This is a genomic window from Sphingorhabdus pulchriflava (assembly GCF_003367235.1).
GTDB lineage: Bacteria > Pseudomonadota > Alphaproteobacteria > Sphingomonadales > Sphingomonadaceae > Sphingorhabdus_B > Sphingorhabdus_B pulchriflava.
In genome coordinates this window covers 172,762-191,650 of sequence record NZ_QRGP01000003.1, presented here as the reverse complement: position 1 = coordinate 191,650, position 18,889 = coordinate 172,762, and the positions used below count along the sequence as shown (strand labels likewise).

The 18,889-nt window shown below is 59.6% G+C and carries 21 protein-coding genes; 8 read left to right on the top strand and 13 right to left on the bottom strand.

Features of this window, described 5'->3' with window-relative positions; genetic code table 11:
* Positions 1-24 precede the first annotated feature (24 nt).
* Entirely contained in the window at positions 25-402 is a 378-nt protein-coding gene (locus tag DXH95_RS15025) for a DUF1330 domain-containing protein (RefSeq protein WP_115550375.1), read from the top strand.
* A 76-nt stretch (positions 403-478) separates the two neighbouring features.
* Here the strand turns inward: DXH95_RS15025 and DXH95_RS15020 are convergent, their stop codons facing one another.
* The gene (locus DXH95_RS15020) at positions 479-937 is read right to left on the bottom strand and encodes a CHRD domain-containing protein (RefSeq protein ID WP_181883713.1); all 459 of its coding nucleotides are present in this window, start codon (positions 935-937) and stop codon (positions 479-481) included.
* Positions 938-1,056: 119 nt separating this feature from the next.
* Complete coding sequence (locus tag DXH95_RS15015) at positions 1,057-1,929, bottom strand: MlaA family lipoprotein (RefSeq protein ID WP_181883712.1); 873 nt, start codon at positions 1,927-1,929, stop codon at positions 1,057-1,059.
* A gap of 168 nt (positions 1,930-2,097) precedes the next feature.
* Between DXH95_RS15015 and DXH95_RS15010 the strand changes: the two genes are divergently transcribed.
* Positions 2,098-2,598 carry an asparaginase domain-containing protein gene (locus tag DXH95_RS15010; protein WP_115550372.1) on the top strand — a complete coding sequence of 167 codons (501 nt, stop codon included), beginning with the start codon at positions 2,098-2,100 and terminating at the stop codon, positions 2,596-2,598.
* 4 nt (positions 2,599-2,602) lie between these two features.
* Here DXH95_RS15010 and guaA read toward each other — a convergent pair whose 3' ends face one another.
* Entirely contained in the window at positions 2,603-4,174 is a 1,572-nt protein-coding gene (gene guaA, locus DXH95_RS15005; protein WP_115550371.1) for a glutamine-hydrolyzing GMP synthase, read from the bottom strand.
* 87 nt (positions 4,175-4,261) lie between these two features.
* On the opposite strand from guaA, the gene DXH95_RS15000 reads away from it, so the two are divergent.
* Positions 4,262-4,642, top strand: a complete 381-nt coding sequence (locus tag DXH95_RS15000) for a DUF4345 family protein (protein ID WP_181883711.1) — start codon at positions 4,262-4,264, stop codon at positions 4,640-4,642.
* On the opposite strand, the gene gloB is transcribed toward DXH95_RS15000, so the two are convergent.
* Complete coding sequence (gene gloB / locus DXH95_RS14995; RefSeq protein ID WP_115550369.1) at positions 4,639-5,364, bottom strand: hydroxyacylglutathione hydrolase; 726 nt, start codon at positions 5,362-5,364, stop codon at positions 4,639-4,641. The genes DXH95_RS15000 and gloB overlap by 4 nt on opposite strands.
* A 1-nt stretch (position 5,365) precedes the next feature.
* Positions 5,366-5,803 carry a VOC family protein gene (locus tag DXH95_RS14990; protein ID WP_115550368.1) on the bottom strand — a complete coding sequence of 146 codons (438 nt, stop codon included), beginning with the start codon at positions 5,801-5,803 and terminating at the stop codon, positions 5,366-5,368.
* A gap of 163 nt (positions 5,804-5,966) precedes the next feature.
* Here DXH95_RS14990 and DXH95_RS14985 point away from each other — a divergent pair, with 163 nt between their 5' ends.
* Both DXH95_RS14985 and ggt read left to right on the top strand, forming a co-directional pair.
* Positions 5,967-6,716 carry an SIMPL domain-containing protein gene (locus tag DXH95_RS14985; protein WP_115550367.1) on the top strand — a complete coding sequence of 250 codons (750 nt, stop codon included), beginning with the start codon at positions 5,967-5,969 and terminating at the stop codon, positions 6,714-6,716.
* A gap of 258 nt (positions 6,717-6,974) precedes the next feature.
* On the top strand, positions 6,975-8,762 hold the full coding sequence (ggt, locus tag DXH95_RS14980; protein WP_115550366.1) for a gamma-glutamyltransferase: 1,788 nt from the start codon (positions 6,975-6,977) through the stop codon (positions 8,760-8,762).
* A 228-nt stretch (positions 8,763-8,990) separates the two neighbouring features.
* Here ggt and DXH95_RS14975 read toward each other — a convergent pair whose 3' ends face one another.
* The 7 genes from DXH95_RS14975 to DXH95_RS14945 all read right to left on the bottom strand — a co-directional run bounded on the left by DXH95_RS14975 (position 8,991) and on the right by DXH95_RS14945 (position 13,893).
* Positions 8,991-9,713, bottom strand: a complete 723-nt coding sequence (locus DXH95_RS14975) for an alpha/beta hydrolase (RefSeq protein ID WP_115550365.1) — start codon at positions 9,711-9,713, stop codon at positions 8,991-8,993.
* Positions 9,714-9,748: 35 nt separating this feature from the next.
* Positions 9,749-10,003: a DUF6356 family protein gene (locus DXH95_RS14970; RefSeq protein ID WP_115550364.1), complete on the bottom strand. Its 255-nt coding sequence runs from the start codon at positions 10,001-10,003 to the stop codon at positions 9,749-9,751.
* Positions 10,004-10,047: 44 nt separating this feature from the next.
* Positions 10,048-11,139, bottom strand: coding sequence for a M48 family metallopeptidase (locus DXH95_RS14965; RefSeq protein ID WP_115550363.1), 1,092 nt, complete (start codon positions 11,137-11,139; stop codon positions 10,048-10,050).
* The gene (locus DXH95_RS14960; RefSeq protein WP_181883709.1) at positions 11,139-12,359 is read right to left on the bottom strand and encodes a YjgN family protein; all 1,221 of its coding nucleotides are present in this window, start codon (positions 12,357-12,359) and stop codon (positions 11,139-11,141) included. Before DXH95_RS14960 ends, DXH95_RS14965 begins: the two co-directional genes overlap by 1 nt.
* A 103-nt stretch (positions 12,360-12,462) precedes the next feature.
* Positions 12,463-12,654, bottom strand: coding sequence for a helix-turn-helix transcriptional regulator (locus tag DXH95_RS14955; RefSeq protein ID WP_115550361.1), 192 nt, complete (start codon positions 12,652-12,654; stop codon positions 12,463-12,465).
* Positions 12,651-13,049 (bottom strand): hypothetical protein, encoded by a 399-nt coding sequence (locus DXH95_RS14950; RefSeq protein ID WP_147291759.1) that lies wholly within the window; start codon positions 13,047-13,049, stop codon positions 12,651-12,653. Before DXH95_RS14950 ends, DXH95_RS14955 begins: the two co-directional genes overlap by 4 nt.
* Positions 13,050-13,164: 115 nt before the next feature.
* Complete coding sequence (locus tag DXH95_RS14945; RefSeq protein ID WP_115550359.1) at positions 13,165-13,893, bottom strand: hypothetical protein; 729 nt, start codon at positions 13,891-13,893, stop codon at positions 13,165-13,167.
* Positions 13,894-14,124: 231 nt separating this feature from the next.
* Here DXH95_RS14945 and thrS point away from each other — a divergent pair, with 231 nt between their 5' ends.
* The 3 genes from thrS to DXH95_RS14930 are packed head-to-tail and all read left to right on the top strand — an operon-like array spanning position 14,125 to position 17,728.
* Complete coding sequence (gene thrS / locus DXH95_RS14940; RefSeq protein WP_181883708.1) at positions 14,125-16,125, top strand: threonine--tRNA ligase; 2,001 nt, start codon at positions 14,125-14,127, stop codon at positions 16,123-16,125.
* Positions 16,122-16,973, top strand: coding sequence for a metallophosphoesterase (locus DXH95_RS14935; RefSeq protein WP_239016687.1), 852 nt, complete (start codon positions 16,122-16,124; stop codon positions 16,971-16,973). The genes thrS and DXH95_RS14935 overlap by 4 nt, the downstream gene beginning before the upstream one ends.
* Positions 16,970-17,728, top strand: coding sequence for a sulfite exporter TauE/SafE family protein (locus tag DXH95_RS14930; protein WP_115550358.1), 759 nt, complete (start codon positions 16,970-16,972; stop codon positions 17,726-17,728). Before DXH95_RS14935 ends, DXH95_RS14930 begins: the two co-directional genes overlap by 4 nt.
* Here the strand turns inward: DXH95_RS14930 and DXH95_RS14925 are convergent.
* Complete coding sequence (locus tag DXH95_RS14925) at positions 17,725-18,876, bottom strand: alpha/beta hydrolase family protein (protein WP_115550357.1); 1,152 nt, start codon at positions 18,874-18,876, stop codon at positions 17,725-17,727. The genes DXH95_RS14930 and DXH95_RS14925 overlap by 4 nt on opposite strands.
* Positions 18,877-18,889: the final 13 nt, after the last annotated feature.

Genomic DNA, 18,889 nt, shown 5'->3' with positions numbered 1-18,889 from the left:
GCGGATGGAGAAGGGGAGGCAAGTATGAGGGTGCATGTCGGTTGGGCTTTGGTGCTGGCCTCTTTGGCGGCAGCAGGTGGTTATGCGGCGGCAAAACCGGCGCAAGCTCCCAAGGGCTATATTGTCGCCGAAGTTCAGGTGACTGATGCCGAAGCCTATAAGGCCTATGTGCCGGTAGCAGGTGCGGCGGTAGCCAAATTTGGCGGGACGTATCTGGCACGCGGCGGGCGCGTCGAACAGTTGGAGGGGCCGCCACCTGCCGGACGTTTTGTGATCGTCGAATATCCCAGTTTCGAGGCGGCGCGCGCCTTTTACCATTCAACCGATTATCAGGCAGTCGCGCCAATTCGGCAGAAAGCATCCATCTCGCGCTTCTGGGTTGCGGAAGGATTGCCGAAATAGTCGTTCCTACGACCAGGCGAGCCTCGCAAGGCTGGCCTTATCGTAAACGACCAGAAATCTGGTCAGGTCGAACCGTTCAATTTCGCGAGAACTGACCGCGAATAGCGCCATTCGGGTATCGGCTTGTCGCCAGCTGGACATAATAAGCAGCGGGGTTACGCTCCATCGAATCCTCGAGCCATTCCGATCGGCTAACACAGCTTTTGAAGCCGCCTTGATTTGATCGGCGCAGCGTAAGCACAACCGGGCCATTTTGGCCATAAGCCCCGCGGTGGATCGAAATACCGGTGATTTCGTCCAGGTTTCGCGTGTCGTTCAAATCGTAGCAAACCTGATCAAGTTCATCGGAGACAGTCAATTCGACGCGGGCATAGCCATCGCTATCGCCGCGCATGCCGACCAGCTGGGCGTTATCAAGCGTAGCGCGACGCGTTTCCGCCACTGCCTCTGCAACGGTTTCTTCCAAAGTGGCGCAGGCGCCAAGTGTCATTGCGGATACGGAAAGGGCTAAAAGGGTGTGAGTCAGTTTTGTCATGTGGGTCTCCATCGGAACCTTGGTCGGTCCATGCGCTTTCGACGCATGACAACAAAACGGTCAACGTCCTGAATTTGTTCCCACAGCTCTCAAATATTCCATCGACGATCGAGCGATGCCTATCGATCGGCACCCGTCTTGCACTTGGCAACCGTTCCAACCGGAAGAGGCGCTGGCTGTCGGCCTTTCAATTCATCAATCTGCGCCTGCCGCCGCCACAGATAATAGTCGCGAGTGGCGGCATAGGGATCCGCCGTATCCTCGTTAAGCGCCCGCAATTCGCAATCATTGGCAATTCTCGAATTGAGCGAACTCAACGTGCCTGCCGGCAAGGTGTAATGCAACTGGGTGAACGGCTTTCCGATCACCGTCGGATAGACCAGCCCGTCTATCCCGCCGCCAATCATGTCGCGCAGCGTGGTCGGCCCGATCAGAGGCAGGAAGAAATAGGGCCCCGGCTTTACCCCGTAAAAGCCCAATGTATTGGCAAAGCCATTGGGGCGTCGCGGCAGGTTGAACGGCTTGGTCTTGGCGACATCGACAAGCCCGCCGACCCCGAATGTCGTGTTGATGGCGAAACGCCCCAGCGTTTCTGCCGCCTTCCCCGGTTTGAGCTGGAGCAGGAAGTTGAGCGCGACAACCGGTTCGAGCAAATTGTTGAGGAAGTTGCCGATGCCTTGGCGCACCGGGCTCGGCACCGCCCCTTCATAGGCTTCGGCAACGGGCGCGACCAAGGCGGCATCGGCGCCCTGCACCAGTTGAAATGCCTCGACATTGATCGCCTCCACCGGATCGCGCGGATCGGCAGTGCGCGCCGTTACAACAATTTCATCGGCAATGGGCTCGGGCGGCGTTGTCGGCGGCAGTGGCTCGAGCTTGGAGAGGTCGAAGGGAGGTTCATTGTCCGCCTGTTTGCCGGTTGGCTCCGCTGGCTCTGTCTCAACAGGATCTGCTATCGGAGCGGAAACCGCTTCTCCGGTTGGAACGGCCACAAATAATATGGCTGTTGCTAGCGAGGCTCCCATCTTGCGTCCCTTTTATCTGCGCCCCCGCTGTTGAAATCTATAAGGGAGTTTTCCCGGCGGGTGCAAGGCCAAGATGGCTGAAGCGATGCACCATCCAGCCTTTCACCGCCGCCCCGCTTCGGCTATTGGCCGCGCATGGCAGAGCAAGGCATCCTCATCCTCACTACCGGCGGCACGATCGATAAAAATTATTTCGACGCGCTCTCCGAATATCAGATCGTCGACAGCGGCATTCCCGCGTTGCTCAAGGAGGCGCGCGTTGCCATGCCTTACCGGCTGGTCGAACTGATGCGCAAAGACAGCCTCGAACTGACCGACGCCGACCGCGCCCTCATCGCCAGTGCTGCGCGCGAAGCGCCCGAAACCCGCATCGTCGTGACGCACGGCACCGATACGATGACCGAGACGGCGAAGGTGCTCGCAGCCGAAGTGCCCGGCAAAACCATCGTGCTGACTGGCGCCCTAAGCCCCGCGCGCTTTGCCGAGACGGACGCGAACTTTAACCTCGGCATGGCCTTCGCCACCGCGCAGGTCGCAGCACCGGGTGTCTGGATCGCGATGAGCGGGCAGGTGTTTGACGGACTAAAAGTCAGGAAAGATCGTGAAGCTGGGAAGTTTGTCGCTTTAACTGGCTAAACTTCTATTCCCACTCAATCGTCCCCGGCGGCTTTGATGTATAGTCATAAACCACGCGGTTGATGCCTTTCACCTCGTTGATGATCCGCGTTGCCACGCGGCTCAAAAAGGCGGCGTCGAAGGGGTAGATGTCGGCGGTCATGCCGTCGACGCTGGTCACGGCGCGGAGCGCGCAAACGCTGTCATAGGTGCGGCCATCGCCCATCACACCAACGGTGCGAACCGGGAGGAGCACGGCGAAGGCCTGCCAGATCGCGTCGTACAATCCGGCATTGCGGATTTCCTCCAGATAGACCGCGTCGGCTTTGCGCAGGATGTCGCATCGTTCCTTGGTCACTTCGCCGGGAATGCGGATAGCGAGGCCGGGGCCGGGGAAGGGGTGGCGGCCAACAAACTGATCGTTGAGGCCAAGCTCGCGGCCCAGCGCGCGCACTTCATCCTTGAATAGCTCGCGCAATGGCTCGACCAGTTTCATGTTCATACGCTCGGGCAGGCCGCCTACATTGTGGTGGCTCTTGATCGTCACCGAAGGCCCGCCTGTGAAGGACACCGATTCGATCACATCGGGATAGAGCGTGCCTTGTGCGAGGAAATCCGCGCCGCCAATCTTCTTCGCCTCTTCCTCAAACACGTTGATGAATTCGGCACCGATAAACTTGCGCTTCTTCTCCGGATCGGTGACGCCGGCCAGCCCCGCCATGAAGCGTTCCTCGGCATCGACGACGACGAGCGGGATATTATAATGGTCACGGAACAGGCTTTCGACCTGTTCACGTTCGTTGAGGCGCAGCAGGCCATGATCGACGAAGACGCAGGTCAACTGGTCGCCAATCGCCTCGTGAATCAGGATCGCCGCGACCGAACTGTCAACTCCGCCCGAAAGCCCGCAAATCACGCGGCCTGTTCCGACCTGCTCACGGATTTCGGCAATCTTGGTCGCGCGGAATTCGGCCATCGTCCAGTCGCCCGAAAGCCCGCAGACCTTGTGCACGAAATTGGCAATGAGCTTTGCCCCGTCGGGGGTGTGCGCGACTTCGGGGTGGAATTGCGTGCCATAATAGCGGCGCTCGTCATCGGCGATCAGTGCAAAGGGTGCGCCGTCCGAGGTCGCGACAATGCGGAAGCCGGGGGCAAAGCGCGTCACCTTGTCGCCATGGCTCATCCATACCTGATGCCGCTCACCCACCTGCCACAGCCCATCGAACAAAATGCATTCTTCGGTCACGGTCAGGAAAGCACGGCCGAATTCGCCGCCTTCCCCCGTCTCATGCCCGGGGCGCACTTCGCCGCCCAATTGATGGCTCATCACCTGCTGGCCGTAGCAGATGCCGAGGATCGGAAGACCTGAATCAAAAAGACATTGCGGCGCACGCGGGCTGCCATCTTCGGGCACTGATGCGGGCGATCCCGACAAGATGATACCCTTGGGCTTCATCCGCTCAAACGCGGCCTCGGCGGCGTTGTACGGGGCGATTTCGCTATACACCCCTGCCTCGCGCACGCGGCGGGCAATGAGCTGGGTCACCTGCGACCCGAAATCGACGATAAGGATGGAATCCGAAGGCTGGATAGTCATGGCCAGCCGTTAGGGGCGAAGCGCCGCGCTGTCCAGTTGCCAGTCGCGAAATTGCCCGATATGCCTGCCGACGAGAGGGGAATATTCATGAATTTGGTATTGCGCATATTGGTCGGCCTTTGGGGCCTGGGTTTCGGCTTGCTCGCGGTGCGGGGGATTATCGATCCCAAAGTCTTTACTTCACAGTTCGGAATCGAAGCGCCGGGCTCGTCAATCAACAGCGTCCGCAGCGATTTCGGGGCCTTCTTCCTTGTATCGGCATTCTGCGCCTTGTGGGGCGCAGCCAAGCCCGAAAAGGCAAAGTTACTCTATGTGCCCGCCGCGCTGTTCGGCACTGCTTTGGCCGGCCGCCTGATCGGCCTTGGCCTTGGCGATCCAGCTTCGGCGGCGAACAATCAGGCGATGATCATCGAAGGTGTGAGTACATTGCTGATGCTGTTTGCAGCGCGCCGCTTGGGTACCTCTTAAGCCGCATCCTTCGCGGCACGGCGTGCTGCCAGTTCCTCGACCGACCCGGCCCGCATGAACGGATTGGTCGCACGTTCGAGGGCGATGGTGGTCGGTACAGTGGGTTCGTCCCGTTCGCGCATCGCATTCACCTGATCCATGCGGGCGATAAGCGCCGCATTGTCCGGCTCGACGGTCAAGGCAAAGCGGCCGTTCGACTGGGTATATTCGTGCGCGCAATAAATGCGTGTGTCGTCGCCCAGTACCTCGAGCTTGCGCATATTCGTGAACATCTGCTCCGCTGTCCCCTCAAACAGCCGCCCGCAGCCCATCGCGAAAAGCGTGTCCCCGACAAAGGCGGCTTGGTCGTCCGCAAAGTGGAATGCGATGTGACCAGCGGTATGCGCGGGAACATCGAGGACCCGTGCTGCAACAGCACCGAGCTTCACAATATCGCCCTCTTTCACCTTGCGGTCGAGCGTCGGAATGCGTGCACTTTCCGCCTCTGGCCCAGTAATCACACAGCCGGTCGCCTCCTTGATTGCCGCATTGCCGCCGGTGTGATCGGGGTGCCAATGGGTGTTCCAGATCTGCGTGAGCGTCCAGCCGCGCGCCTTGGCTTCTGCCAGCACTGGCTCCGCCACAGCGGGATCGACCGCCATCGTTTCACCGCTTTCGGGCTCATGCACCAGCCAGACATAATTGTCGGACAGGACAGGGATGCGGATGATTTCCAATGCCATCTTACCAGCTCCCCACATTGGGCATGCTCGCCCAGGGTTCCTGCGGCGGCAAATGCCCTTCCTGCAGCAGTTCGACCGAAATTCCATCGGGCGACTTTACAAAGGCCATATGGCCGTCGCGCGGAGGGCGGTGGATGATGTGGCCGGCATCCATCAGCGCCTGGCAGGTCGCGTAAATATCGTCGACGCGGTAAGCCAGATGGCCGAAATTACGGCCACCCGTATAGACCTCGGCCTCGCCCTCTTCTGGCGGCCAATTGTAGGTCAACTCTACCTCGGCCAGTCCTTCCTGACCCGGTGCAGCAAGGAAGATCAGCGTGAAGCGGCCAGCTTCGCTGTCGAAACGCCGCACTTCTTGCAGGCCGATCAGTTCAAAAAAGGCAACCGTCGCTTGCGGGTCGGTCACGCGGATCATGCTGTGGAGATATTTAACGGTCATCACTCAACTCATCGATGTTCATGCACGGTTCACCGCAGTTACAATATCCGGTAAAGCGTGCCGGGTCGGCGCAAACATGGACCGGAAGGCAGGACGACGCAAGGGGCGTACAGGTGCCACGGTCAGCAATTAAATAGGGACTGTCCCTATTTTTGGAGGGAATATGGCTGACGAAATGCAGGACAAAGGCTGGCTTGGCCGACTCACTGCCAATCAGGGGAAATCTTGGCTTGCTGGTACGGGCCTATTGGCTGCAGGCCTGATCGCGGGCGGCTATCTGATGGGCGACGGGCTTGTCCGTATGAAACAGGCTGACCGCGCGGTGACCGTCCGCGGGCTGGCGGAACGCGAAGTGACGGCAGACCTCGCGACCTGGACGATCGCCTATTCCGCCAAAGGCAGCGACCTGCAAAGCGCGCAGGCGAAGGCGGATGCCGATACCAAGGCTATTCGCACCTTCTTTGGCTCACTCGGTTTCGATGGTGATGCGGTGCAGCCGACCGGGGCCAATGTCTCGCAATTTAGCAATGAAGGCATCACGACCTACACCGTCAAGCAACGCATGTCGCTGCGCACGACCGACATCAAAAAGGCGCAGGCCGCGATCAAGCGCCAGTTCGACCTCGTCAAACAGGGCGTCGAGCTGGATGAAGGATCGGGCATGGCCTTCACCTATACCAAGCTCAACAGCATCAAGCCCGAGATGATTGCGCAGGCGACCAAGGATGCCCGCAAGTCCGCCGAACAATTCGCCAAGGACAGCGGCACCGATGTCGGCAGCATCAAATCTGCGACGCAAGGCTATTTCGAAGTCACCGCGCGCGATGGTGACAACGAAGGCGGGTGGGGTGCAGCAGACACGCCCTACAAAAAGGTGCGCGTGGTAACGACGGTCGAATATTATCTGGATTGAGGTTGCGTCTACTCGCCTGCTCGCTTTTCGCAGATAGGGCCGGACTTTCGTTTCACACGAAGACACGAAGGGAAAAAAGAAAATACGGGCGTCAGCCCTTCACAAGACCCATTGCCTGAATTGCCGGCCAGGTTCGGATTGATTGCGCTGCGCGCTTTTTACCTTAATCATCTTTGCGCCTTCGTGTGAAACAAATAGCACAACCTCTCCTTGCGAGCGCAGCGCCAAGGCGATACGCCAAAGCGAGGAGAAACTATTATGCGCAAAACGCTCACATTCCTGACCGTGTTGCTGGCGGCAACATCGCTGTCGGCGCAAACCGCACCCAAGGATCAGGGTGATCGCTATTCGGGCATCCCCGGTGCCAGTCGATCGTCGGTCATTGCGCAAAACGGGATGGCCGCGACCAGCCAGCCGCTGGCGACACAGGTGGCGCTCGATATATTGAAAGCGGGCGGCAGTGCGGTCGACGCGGCGATTGCGGCCAATGCCACGCTTGGGCTGATGGAGCCGACGGGCAATGGCATTGGCGGCGATTTGTTCGCGATCATCTGGGATCCGAAAACGCAAAAGCTGCACGGCCTCAACGCCAGCGGGCGAGCACCTATGGGGCAGAGCCTGAAGCAGTTGCAGGAACGGACCAGGAAGATGCCGCGCTCGGTGCGCGATTCCGACGGCACGATAGCCGATTGGGGTTCCGCCTCGGTCACCATCCCCGGCACGGTCGATGGCTGGTTCGAAATGCACGGCAAATTCGGCAAGCTGCCGATGCGGCAGGTGCTCGCGCCCTCTATCCGCTATGCGCAGCAAGGCTTTCCCGTCAGCGAGCTGATTGCGCAATATTGGAAAGGCAACACTGCCGGTTTCGACGCGCTGCACAAGGAGGGCGTGATCGAGGAAATCGACAATATGCGTCGCGCCTATATGCCCGGCGGCAAGGCCCCGGCAGAGGGCGAAATCTTCAAAAATCCCGACCTTGCGCTGACGCTGATCGAGATTGCCGAAGGCGGGCGCGACGCATTCTACAAAGGCTCGCTCGCGCAATCGATGGACCGCTATTTCAAACGCATCGGCGCGCCGCACCGCTATGAGGATTTCGCCGCGCACAAAGGCGAGTGGGTTGAACCGGTCTCGACCAATTATCGCGGGTACGACGTCTGGGAAATCCCGCCCAATGGGCAGGGCATTGCGGCGCTGCAAATCCTCAACATCCTCGAAGGCTATGATCTGAAGGCGATGGGGCGCGGCAGCGCCGATTTCTGGCATGTCTTTATCGAGGCGAAGAAACGCGCCTTTGCCGATCGTGCTAAATATTATGCCGACCCGGCTTTTGCCAAAATCCCGTTGAAGGAATTGCTGTCAAAGGAACGTGCGGCAAAGCAGCGCGCGGATATCGACATGGGCAAGGCAGCATTGGCCGATCCTGCACTGCCCGTCGATGGTGGTAACGACACCATCTACATGACCGTCGCCGACAAGGACGGGATGATGGTCAGTCTCATCCAATCCAACTATCGCGGTATGGGTTCGGGGCTGGTGCCCGACGATGGCAATGGACGCACTTTGGGCTTCATGTTCCAGGATCGCGGCGCGCAGTTCAGCCTCGATCCCAAGCATGCCAACGCCTATGCGCCGGGCAAGCGACCCTTCCACACCATCATCCCCGCCTTCATGACCAAGGACGGTAAGCCCTTGCTCTCATTCGGCGTCATGGGCGGCGCGATGCAGCCGCAGGGGCATGCGCAGATCGTGGTCAACATGGTCGATTTCGGCATGACCGTGCAGGCCGCAGGCGATGTCGCGCGGTTCCACCATGATGGCTCGACCGACCCCGAAGGTGGCAAAGCGATGACCGAGGGCGGCGTAGTCGAAATTGAAACCGGTGTGCCACAAGCGATTGCCGACGAACTGACAAAGCGTGGGCACAAGGTGAAATATTCGGTCGGCCCCTATGGCGGCTATCAGGCAATCTGGCGCGATCCGGTGACCGGGGCCTATTGGGGCGCGAGCGAGTTCAGAAAGGATGGGCAGGCTGCAGGTTATTGAGTGGTCAACTGCATTGGCATCCTACTTTGTAAGCGCAGCGCGATTTATTTCACGCGAAGACGTAAAGATTTTTAAGAGGTATGCCTTTGGTAAACCCACTCACTCGCGCAGCGAGATTTTCGCAATTCGCGCGCTGCGCGCTTGGCGTAGAAATGGCGCACGACCGTCTTAAAAATCTTTGCGTCTTTGCGTGAAATAGAAAATCGCAACCCTTCGGGACGACGCGATCTAACCGCCAGCCATCTCCGCCACAGTCGCCAGCAACAGCGCAATATCGGCTTCGCGCGACAGGCGGTGGTCGCCATCCTTGATCAGCGTCACCCGGACATCGTTCGATCGCAGCGCCGATGCTAGTTTCGGGGAAATCTTCCACGGCACATCGGCATCGGCTTGTCCGTGGAGCAACCGCACCGGACAGTCGATCGCGATTTCGCGGTCGAGCATCAGGTTGGCCTCGCCTGACTCATATAGACCCTTGTAGGTCGGCGTCGGTTCCGGCCCATAAGGGTTGTGCTCGAAATGCACGCCCTTGGTCAGGATGTTTTCGCGCTGCGCATCGGTGAAACCCCAGCGAGTGAAATCGGGTGCTGGCGCGATCCCGATCAACCCGGCCAGGCGCGTGCCCAGTACCTCACCGACCAGCAGCATCAACCAGCCACCCATGGATGATCCGATCAGCACAACCGGCCCTTCGACCAGCGCGTCTATCATCGCCAGCACATCGTCGCGCCAGCCGGTCAACGTCTGCTGCGCAAAGTCGCCCTCGCTCTCCCCGCATCCGGCATAGTCGAGCAACAGGCAGGACTTGCCATTGGCAACAGCCCAATCGAAAACCGCAGTCGCCTTGCCTCCCGCCATGTCCGACATATAGCCGGGAAGGAAGACGAAAGTCGGGCCAGCGCCCTCCGCCTTGCGATAGGCAAGCTTCAGCCCGTCAGGCCGAATGAACATATTGTGGGAAATTACCTGACTCAAATTTGAGTCGCCTAAATGACCCAGTCGACGGTCAGCATCTGGCTGACGTCCTGCCCCTTGGCGCGGCGCTGGATCACCATGATATGATTCAGCCGTTCGATCGTGCGGCTACCGGTGGTCACGCACCAGCCGGGAACCACTGCATGCACCAATGCGCACAGCCCACCCCAGATCATGGTGACGCCGAACTTCGACGCCACACCGAAATGCTCGAAATAGGTCTCGTCGACGGTGCGCGGGTGATCAATGAAGAGGCGGCGGAACATGGTCTACTCCGGATAATGGATTTTCATCCGTTTAGCCGTTGCCCCTATTCGATGTCAAAGCCCCAGCCGGATTTCACATCCTTGTCCTGCGCGCACATTGTTTTCAGTTCCTGCCATTCATCTGCAGTAAGCGCCGGTTTATAGGCGCTGCCTTTGACCACGGCGTTCTCAAACAGCTTGCGTCGCTCGTCAGACAAGGGGTGGCTTGACGTGTAACTGGCCATCGTGCGCGCCTGCCGGTCTTTGAGATCACGACTTCCGTCCATCGACGCCAAACGGTTGAAAAAATCAGCTGCCCCTACGGGGGAGATATTCGCCTGCTTCAAAGCCTTCAACGAATGGTCGTCAGCCTCGCGTTCGGAATCACGGGTGTAAGTGGTCGACAAAAGGCTGTTGATCGTGCTGCCCCCGCTGCCGTCAAACCCGCCCAGCACCACTGCCAGACCCATCTGCCGCAGCAGCCCCTGCATGACATGGCGTTCGCGGACATGGCCGATTTCGTGCGCCAATACCCCGGCCACTTCGTCAGGCGACTTCGCCTGGCTGAGCAGGCCCAGGAACAGCAGCACCTTGCCCCCGGGCAAAGCGACCGCGTTGAGCATGTCGATATTCGCGACTTCGACCTGCAAGTCTTGCGGATTATCATCGAGCGATCGGGTCAGCTTGGCGAGAGCCGCCTTACCCTTGGGGGTATCACAAAAGCGTCCGCCAAAATCGCCGACCAGAGCATCCCCCAATTCGCGTTCGACACTCGACGGTATCAATGGGGCCAGCCATTGCGGGCTAAGCAGCACAACCGCCACTATCGCCGCGCTGATCCCGGCAAAAACGAGACTTGCCTTGCCCAGCCCCAACCGGTCGATCCAACCGCCATAGACGCGGTGTGCAGGCAGCATTGCGGACAGCTCGGCGGGCACGGTCCCCGTCATGCCGAGGCGCCAGCCGTCCTTGCCCTCCAGCCCGTACACCGTCCCATCGGTCTTTTTGCCCAAGAAATGCAAGTCACCGAACCGGTACGGGCCGTGCCGCCGTTCCAGTTCGAGCAGATAGAACTGGTTGCCGATAACCTGCACCTCAACCTTGCGGCGGACGGCGCTCTGCCCGTCAAAATGCCAGGCATCGAAGAAGGTCGACATCAGATCGCACCCACATCAAAGGCATCGAGCAAGCCTTCGCCATGGCTGGCCGTCTGCGTTTCGGATTGCGTCATCCGGTCGAGATTGACCTCGCCAAAGGCCTCCATATGCACCACAAAAAATTTCCAACTGCGATAGCGGATCAGCGATGTGGCGAAAGTCAGCGGGATGATCGCAAGCAATACCGACAGCACCAAACCGACCGAGAAGATCGATTCCCCGCTTTCAATTTTCGCTGCAAATTGTGTGGGGTCGACCGCCACGAACAGGCTGAACGGAATAATAGCCGCAGCATAGGCCATCATCAGAATCGCCAGATTGGCGAGCCAGAACAGGATCCAGTCGGGCGATCGCGCAGTGAAGGAAAATTCCAGATCGCCCAGCCGCAGCGCGCTGATCGCGACGCGCATGAATTTGGAATAATAGAGTAAGGCGGCAATCGGCATGATGATGTACAGGCCGAGTATGCCGATAATTATTGCACCAACGGCAGCAATTCCGCCAGCGCTGTTAAAGGGATCACCCCCGCCGCCCGAAGAGGCCGCTGTAATACCCAGGGCAACCGCGCCCACGAAAACCAGGAACGGAACGAGGTAGAACAGCAGATAGCGCTTCATCAGCGCCTTCCAGTCGGCATTCGATTCAAACCGGTAAGGGCCAAAGCTCATCTTGCTCCAACGCTCGTTCCACAGCGACATGCTCGCCCAGGGATAAAGCAGATAGAGCGGGATCGCCGCTGCGACATTTTTCCAGATGTACGACCAGCCATAAGTAAAGCCCTGATCGTCGCTGCCCCCCCTTATGCCGCGCCAATAGGTTCGGCTGAGGCGATATCGCAGCGCACGAAAGTAAGCGAGCCCGGTCAGATAGAATATCGCCAGAAAACTCAGAAAGATAATCACACCCGCCGCGATGGGTTGTCCCTGGAAGACCAGCCCGTTGATCACCAGTTGCATGACAATCAGCGGCAGGCCGAGAAGGAAGAAGACCATGATGAAACCGATGAACAATTCCATCCCGCGCCCGGTCCATTCAAGCGGTTCGTCGATGAAACGGGTCTGTGCCCAAAGATAATGCCGCTCCCGCGTCGTCGCCCAAAAGCGATAGACACCCAATGTCACCAGCGTCAGCAACACATTGGGCAGCGCAATTTTTGCAAAATCGGTCCAGCTGCCATGGAAAGTGACGGCACTTGGCGCTTTCCCCTCATTGTCGGTCATAACGCGCACTTCCTTTCCCCTGTGGTGCACATGGTAGGTGCGCGATTGCATAGAGGCTTGTCAAGCTACGCTCGACAAACGGTTTTTTGATCCAAGTCGTCGATCATTGGCGCAGGAAAATCTCTTCGATTTTCAGACCAAATAGATCGGCGATACGAAAGGCCAGCGGCAGCGAAGGATCATATTTCCCCGTTTCGATCGCATTCACCGACTGGCGCGAAACGCCCAGAGCATCGGCCAGATCCTGCTGGTTCCAGTCCCGCTCGGCACGCAGCACCTTGAGGCGGTTTTTCATGCCCGCCACCGGACAAAAGGCCCGGCAAGACCCAGCATTGCAAACCAGATGACCGCCATCCATTGCGGGCCGGTTTCAACCACATCATAGACTTGCAGAAATTGCCACACAGTCACCAATGTCAATGTGAAGGCCGTCGCCAGCAACGCCTGCTTTGCAAATAACAGCCGCTGATATTCATCGTCGGTTTCGACGAGCAGACGGAAAATAGACCAAAAAACACCGATTATCGGAAATGCGGTGATCACTGCGAGACCAATCAAGGTCGCCTGTGCATGACCGCCACCCCGGGCAAACATCAGGCTGCCGGTCAATATGGCAACATAAGACCCCATGAATAGCAGCACGCGCATGGTGTAGCGGCGCATGTACAACGGCATTTTCCTACCAGACATGATGTGGCACCTCCAAAAAAGACAAGTACCCTTTACTTCTCAGCTGAAGGCATGTCAAGGTATCTTGACAGTATGACTTGCATGCTTGTCATACGAGCGCCGAAACTATGCGTGGCTACGGCCCGCCGACATGCAGCTGGCGTTTGAAAATCGCGCCATGTCGCGCCGAATAACGCCCCGCGGCGACCAGCTGGTCAATGCTCGCTTCGGCGGCGCGTGCGGTGTCGACTATGCGCAATTGGGCAACTATCGAGATCAGGCGGTCACGCCGCTGGATGATTTGATGCTGCAGATGGCGTGACTCGAGCCCTTGCTCGGTCGAGCCATCGGCTTCGATCTCGCACAGCTCCGCCTCGGTCGCGGCAAGCAAGGCTTCAGCCCGTTCCAATTGTGCCAGCCGCCGCGCTTCGGCCTCTGCCTGTTCGCGGTCGGCGCGTTCGGCAATGTCGACCTCGGCGGCAAAGCGGCCAAACATTTGCGGGCTGGTGTGGCGCAGCATGAACATCAGCAGGCGGTTGTCGAACCAGCGCGTTTCGCCCACCTGCCGCCCCTTGTAAAAGTGCGGCACGGCAACACCGTTGATCGCGCGTTCCATGGCGACATCGACCAGTTGCGCCATCCCGGTCTTCAGCGCCGCGTCCCAAGCCGCAGCAAAGGATTCGGCCCCGTCAGCATCGCGCAGCCGATAGGCGCTGGCCGCATGCATCCCGACCTTTTCAGCCGCAGCACGGACGATTCCACACGCAGCGAGGGCCTCGATAAAGGCATATTGCTTCTCCGCATTCCAGCCATCATGGCGACTGCGCTGGCGCGGGACGGGGGTGAAGGAAGGCGTGGTTGACATGGTGGAAATATAACCATATAGGTTAGTTGTGTCAAGTTTTTTCTCCGCAAACGCCGCTTCTGCTATATCGCCCAGGCTGCCGGGGGTTTTCGATTACCCAGAACTCGCCCCTGTTTATTCCCGCCTAATGCGTCGCTTTTGTCGCTTTTGGCAGATGTATTGCGGGTTGCGGCCACGCGCCCGGACTGGCAAAGGGGCGTCTCCAATCCATCCAGAAAGCTTGTGTTTCCAATGTCCGATATGATCCGCGTCACCCTTCCCGATGGCTCTGCCCGTGAAGTCGCACGCGGGACTACCCCCGCTGACATTGCCGCCGCGATCGGCCCCGGGCTTGCCAAGGCTGCACTCGCCGCACGGGTCGATGGCGAAGTGCGCGACATCATGCGCCCGCTGGAGGCCGACACCAACCTTGCGCTGATCACCGCGAAGGATGAGGCCGATGCGCTCGAACTCGCCCGCCACGACTTTGCCCATGTGCTGGCGGAGGCGGTGCAGAAACTACATCCCGGCACGCAGATCACCTTTGGCCCCGCGACCGACGACGGTTTCTATTATGACGTGATGGCCCCCGCCAACCGTGGCCCCTTCACCGAGGACGACCTGCCCGCGATTGAGGAAGCGATGCGCGAGATCATCCGCGCCGACAAGCCGTTGCGCCGCGAGGTTGTGGCCCGCAATGACCTGATCAAGACTTGGGCTGATGCCGGTGAAAGCTTCAAGGCCGAATGGGCTGCCGAACTTCCCGAGGGCGAGGAGCTTTCGGTCTATTGGTCGGGTGACGACTGGATGGACATGTGCCGTGGGCCCCATCTGGCCTCGACCGGCAAGCTTGATCCGCAGGCATTCAAGCTGATGCGCGTGGCCGGGGCCTATTGGCGCGGCGACCAGAATAATGCGCAGCTGACGCGCATCTACGGCACAGGCTGGCTCAACAAGAAGCAACTCGACGCGCATCTGCTGCGCCTTGAAGAAGCAGCCAAGCGCGACCACCGCAAATTGGGGCAGGAAATGGACCTGTTCCATTTGCAGCAGGAGGCGCATGGCTCGGTCTTCTGGCACCCGCACGGCTTCACCATCTGGCGTGCGCTCGAAGCCTATATGCGCCGCGCGATTGACGAGGCTGGCTACAAAGAGGTCAAAACACCCCAGGTGATGGACGCCCGCCAGTGGGAACAATCGGGCCATTGGGGCAAATATCGCGAGAATATGTTCGTTATCCCCGACGAAGTCCCTAACACCGAGGACGAAGGCCCCGTCATTTCGGGCGAAGCCGACTGGATGGCGCTGAAGCCGATGAACTGCCCGGCGCATGTCCTGATCTTCCGTCAGGGGATCAAATCCTATCGCGACCTGCCTTTGCGCATCTACGAAAATGGCTGCTGCCACCGCAACGAGCCGCATGGCGCGCTGCACGGCCTGATGCGCGTGCGGCAATTCACGCAGGATGACGCCCATATCTTCTGCCGTGAAGATCAGATCGTGCAGGAAGTGCAGGATTTCTGTGCGCTTGCCGACCGTATCTACAAGGATTTTGGCTTTACCTATTCAATCAAGCTCGCGCTGCGCCCCGAAAAGCGTTTCGGCAGCGATGCCGATTGGGACAAGGCCGAGAATGAACTGCGCGATGCCGTGGTCAAGGCTGGCCTCGCCACTGAAGAATATGGCTGGGAAGAACTGCCTGGCGAAGGTGCCTTCTATGCGCCCAAGCTCGAATGGCATTTGACCGATGCGATCGGCCGCACCTGGCAGGTCGGCACAATCCAGTCCGACCGCGTATTGCCCGAACGCCTCGACGCCAGCTATGTCGGCGAGGATGGCGGCAAGCATCGCCCTGTCATGCTGCACCGCGCGATCTTCGGCAGCTATGAACGCTTCATCGGCATCTTGATCGAGCATTATGCCGGTCGCTTCCCGGTCTGGCTGGCACCGGTGCAAGCGGTGGTGGCAACGATTGTTTCCGATGCCGACGGCTACGCCAATGCGGTTGCGGCAAAACTTGCTGCAGCGGGCATTCGCGTCGAGACCGACCTGCGCAACGAAAAGATCAACTACAAAGTGCGCGAACATTCATTGGCGAAAGTCCCGCACCTGCTGGTGGTGGGCAACCGCGAGGCCGAAGAAGGCAAAGTCGCGATCCGCACTTTGGGCAGCGAAGGCCAGCGGATCATGTCGGTCGACGAGGCGATCGCGATGCTGGTGGCAGAGGCAACCCCACCGGATCTTCGCGCTTGAGTAGTACAACAGCGCGAACCAAACGCCACTGGCTGCGCTGGGTATTAGCGCTGCTTTTGCTGGTACTTGCTTTGCTCGGCAAGGGCTATTGGAACGCCACGCGCGACCCGATTGTCCACCGCGCGACGCTAACGGTCAAAAATTGGCCCGACGGTGCGCCGCCGCTGAAGGTCCTGCTGCTTTCCGACACCCATGTCGCCGGGCCGGACATGCCGCCCGAACGGCTGGCGCGGATCGTGGCCAAGCTCAACCGGCTAAAGCCCGACCTCGTGTTGATTGCGGGCGATCTGATCAGCGAAAAGCGGCTGTCGACCCGCATCTACACCCCCGATCAGGTGACCGCCCCCTTGCACGGCTTCAAGGCGCGGTTGGGAACGGTCGTGGCGCTGGGCAACCATGACCATTGGTTCGATCCAAAGGCCATCGAAGCCGGGCTGCGCAAAGGCGGCATCAGGGTGTTGAAGAATGAAGCCATCGAACGCGGCCCTCTGGTCATCGGCGGGGTGGACGATGATTTTTCCGGGCATGATGATGTTCCCGCGACCTTTGCCGCGATGGATGCGCTGCCGACCAAGCCGCGTGTTCTGGTCACCCACAGCCCCGACATAGTGCCGGACGTGCCATCCCCGGTCGCCGCGGTCTTTGCCGGTCACACCCATTGCGGGCAGATCGTGCTCCCACTCTATGGCCCGGTCACCTATGTCTCACGCTATCGTGATCGATTTGGCTGTGGTGCGATCAATGACAAGGGGCAGCCGGTCTTTGTTGGGGCTGGATTGGGCACCTCGGTTCTGCCGCTGCGCTATGGCGCGCACCCCGATGTCTGGCTGGTTACGTTGAAGCCATGACACTCGAGGCTCTGCTCGGCGGGCTCAGTCCGGCGACCCTTTCCATTGCACTGGCGCTGGTTTTTGGCGCATCCGTCGTCCGTGGCCTCACCGGCTTTGGGCTGGCGATCATTCTTGTCCCGCTGCTCGGACTGATCGTCGAGCCTGCCGAGGCGGTGGTGATTTCGATCCTGCTGCAACTGCTCGCAGGGCCCATTGGGCTAAAGCGGATTTTGGCCGATGGCGAGCGGGCAACCGCCATTCCCATCTCGGTTGCGGCGGTCTTAGCCACCCCTTTTGGTGTCTGGCTGCTGTCGGTAACCGCCCCCGATGTCGCACGCCTAGCCATCGCCCTACTCGCGCTCGCAGCTTTCGGGCTGATGTTCGTACCCGCCAAGGAGGGCGCGATACCGGGACGCAAGGAAACACTGGCGACCGGCATCGCTGCCGGCCTGCTCACCGGATTTGCCTCAATGCCCGGACCGCCCGTGGTACCGTTCTATCTGCGGCGCAAACTCCCCCCCGATGTCGCGCGCGCGTCGATGCTGATGGTGTTTTTCGCGACCGCCATTGCAGGCAGCATCGCTTCATTCGCGCTGGGCGTCGCAAACCTGCACCTACTATGGCTGTCGGTGCTGTTTTATCCTGCGCTCTATATCGGAACGCGGCTGGGCGAACTGGCGTTCGGCAAAGTCAGCGAACCCGTCTGGCGGACGCTGGTCGGGATCATATTGGGCGTTGCCGGGGTTGCTGCCGTGGTGCGCTTGCTAAACTAGCCGAACTTGCGCGAAATCCAGTCGCTGCAAATCTCGACCGCCTTGGGCAGCAGCTCTGGCCTCTCGATATAATAATGGTCCGCCCCCGCGACATCGGCATATTCCTTGTCCGCATGCCCGACCGCTTCGAACAGCCGCTGCGCATGGCTGGGCGTGCAGGCGAGATCGGCGGTGTTGTTGATCACCAGCACCGGGCAGCTGATACGCGCGGCATTGCCCAGACCGGTGGCATTGGTATCGTCATAGCTCCACTGCGACAGCCAACTGCGCAGGGTGGAGAAACGGGCGAGGCCCACCGGCCCGTCATTCGCCACCTTGGGCACGCCGAGATAGCATTCATAGGGCTGCCGGTCGGAAGGATCCTGTGAAGGATCGGTCCAGCGGACGTCCGCCATCGTACCGTGGACGACAAAAGCACGCTCGGCATTGGGCGTGTCGCTGGCACGTATTGCGGCCAGCTCCTCTTTCACCCAAGCCGTTATCCGGCGATTGCGTGCGATCTGGGCAGTGCGGAAACGGGCGACAAACGCCTCGTCATAGGGTGCCTTGTTGGGATTCGCTGGATCATAGATGTTGAGTTCAGGATCGCGTTCGAAAGGCTTGCTCTCATCAAGGATCGAAGGGTCAATCCACTCGGTCAGTGTCATCGCCCGGCTGATGTGCGCCGCTAGCAGCATGATACCGTCTACCTTGGGCATCTCAATCGCCGTCAGGTCATAGGCGTCGCCCGCAGGAGTGTGCGTGATGCTCGGGTTCTCGGCCTGGTCCTGAAAGAATAGCGACAACGAACCGCCGCCTGACCAGCCGCCCAGGATGAACTGCTCATAGCCCAGCCTGTCGCGCGCATGCCGCAGTGCAGCGGCGAGATCGCTGACGCATTTTTCCATGATGAGGGCGGTATCATTCCCGCGGTAACGCGGGTTTACATAGAGCACATGGTGCCCGCCATGCGCGAGCGCCGTCACCAGTGGCAGGAACGAACCACCGCCTATCGGATGAGTGAACACAATCGCGCGCTTCGACGGGCTGTCTTTCGGCGTAATCGCCATGCACTCGACAAAGACCGTTCCCCCTGCGCCACCATAGACATCCTTGAAGGCAGACTCTTCCTGATAGACCACCGCATAGGGGGTGCGCACGATTTCCATTGCTTTGCTCCTC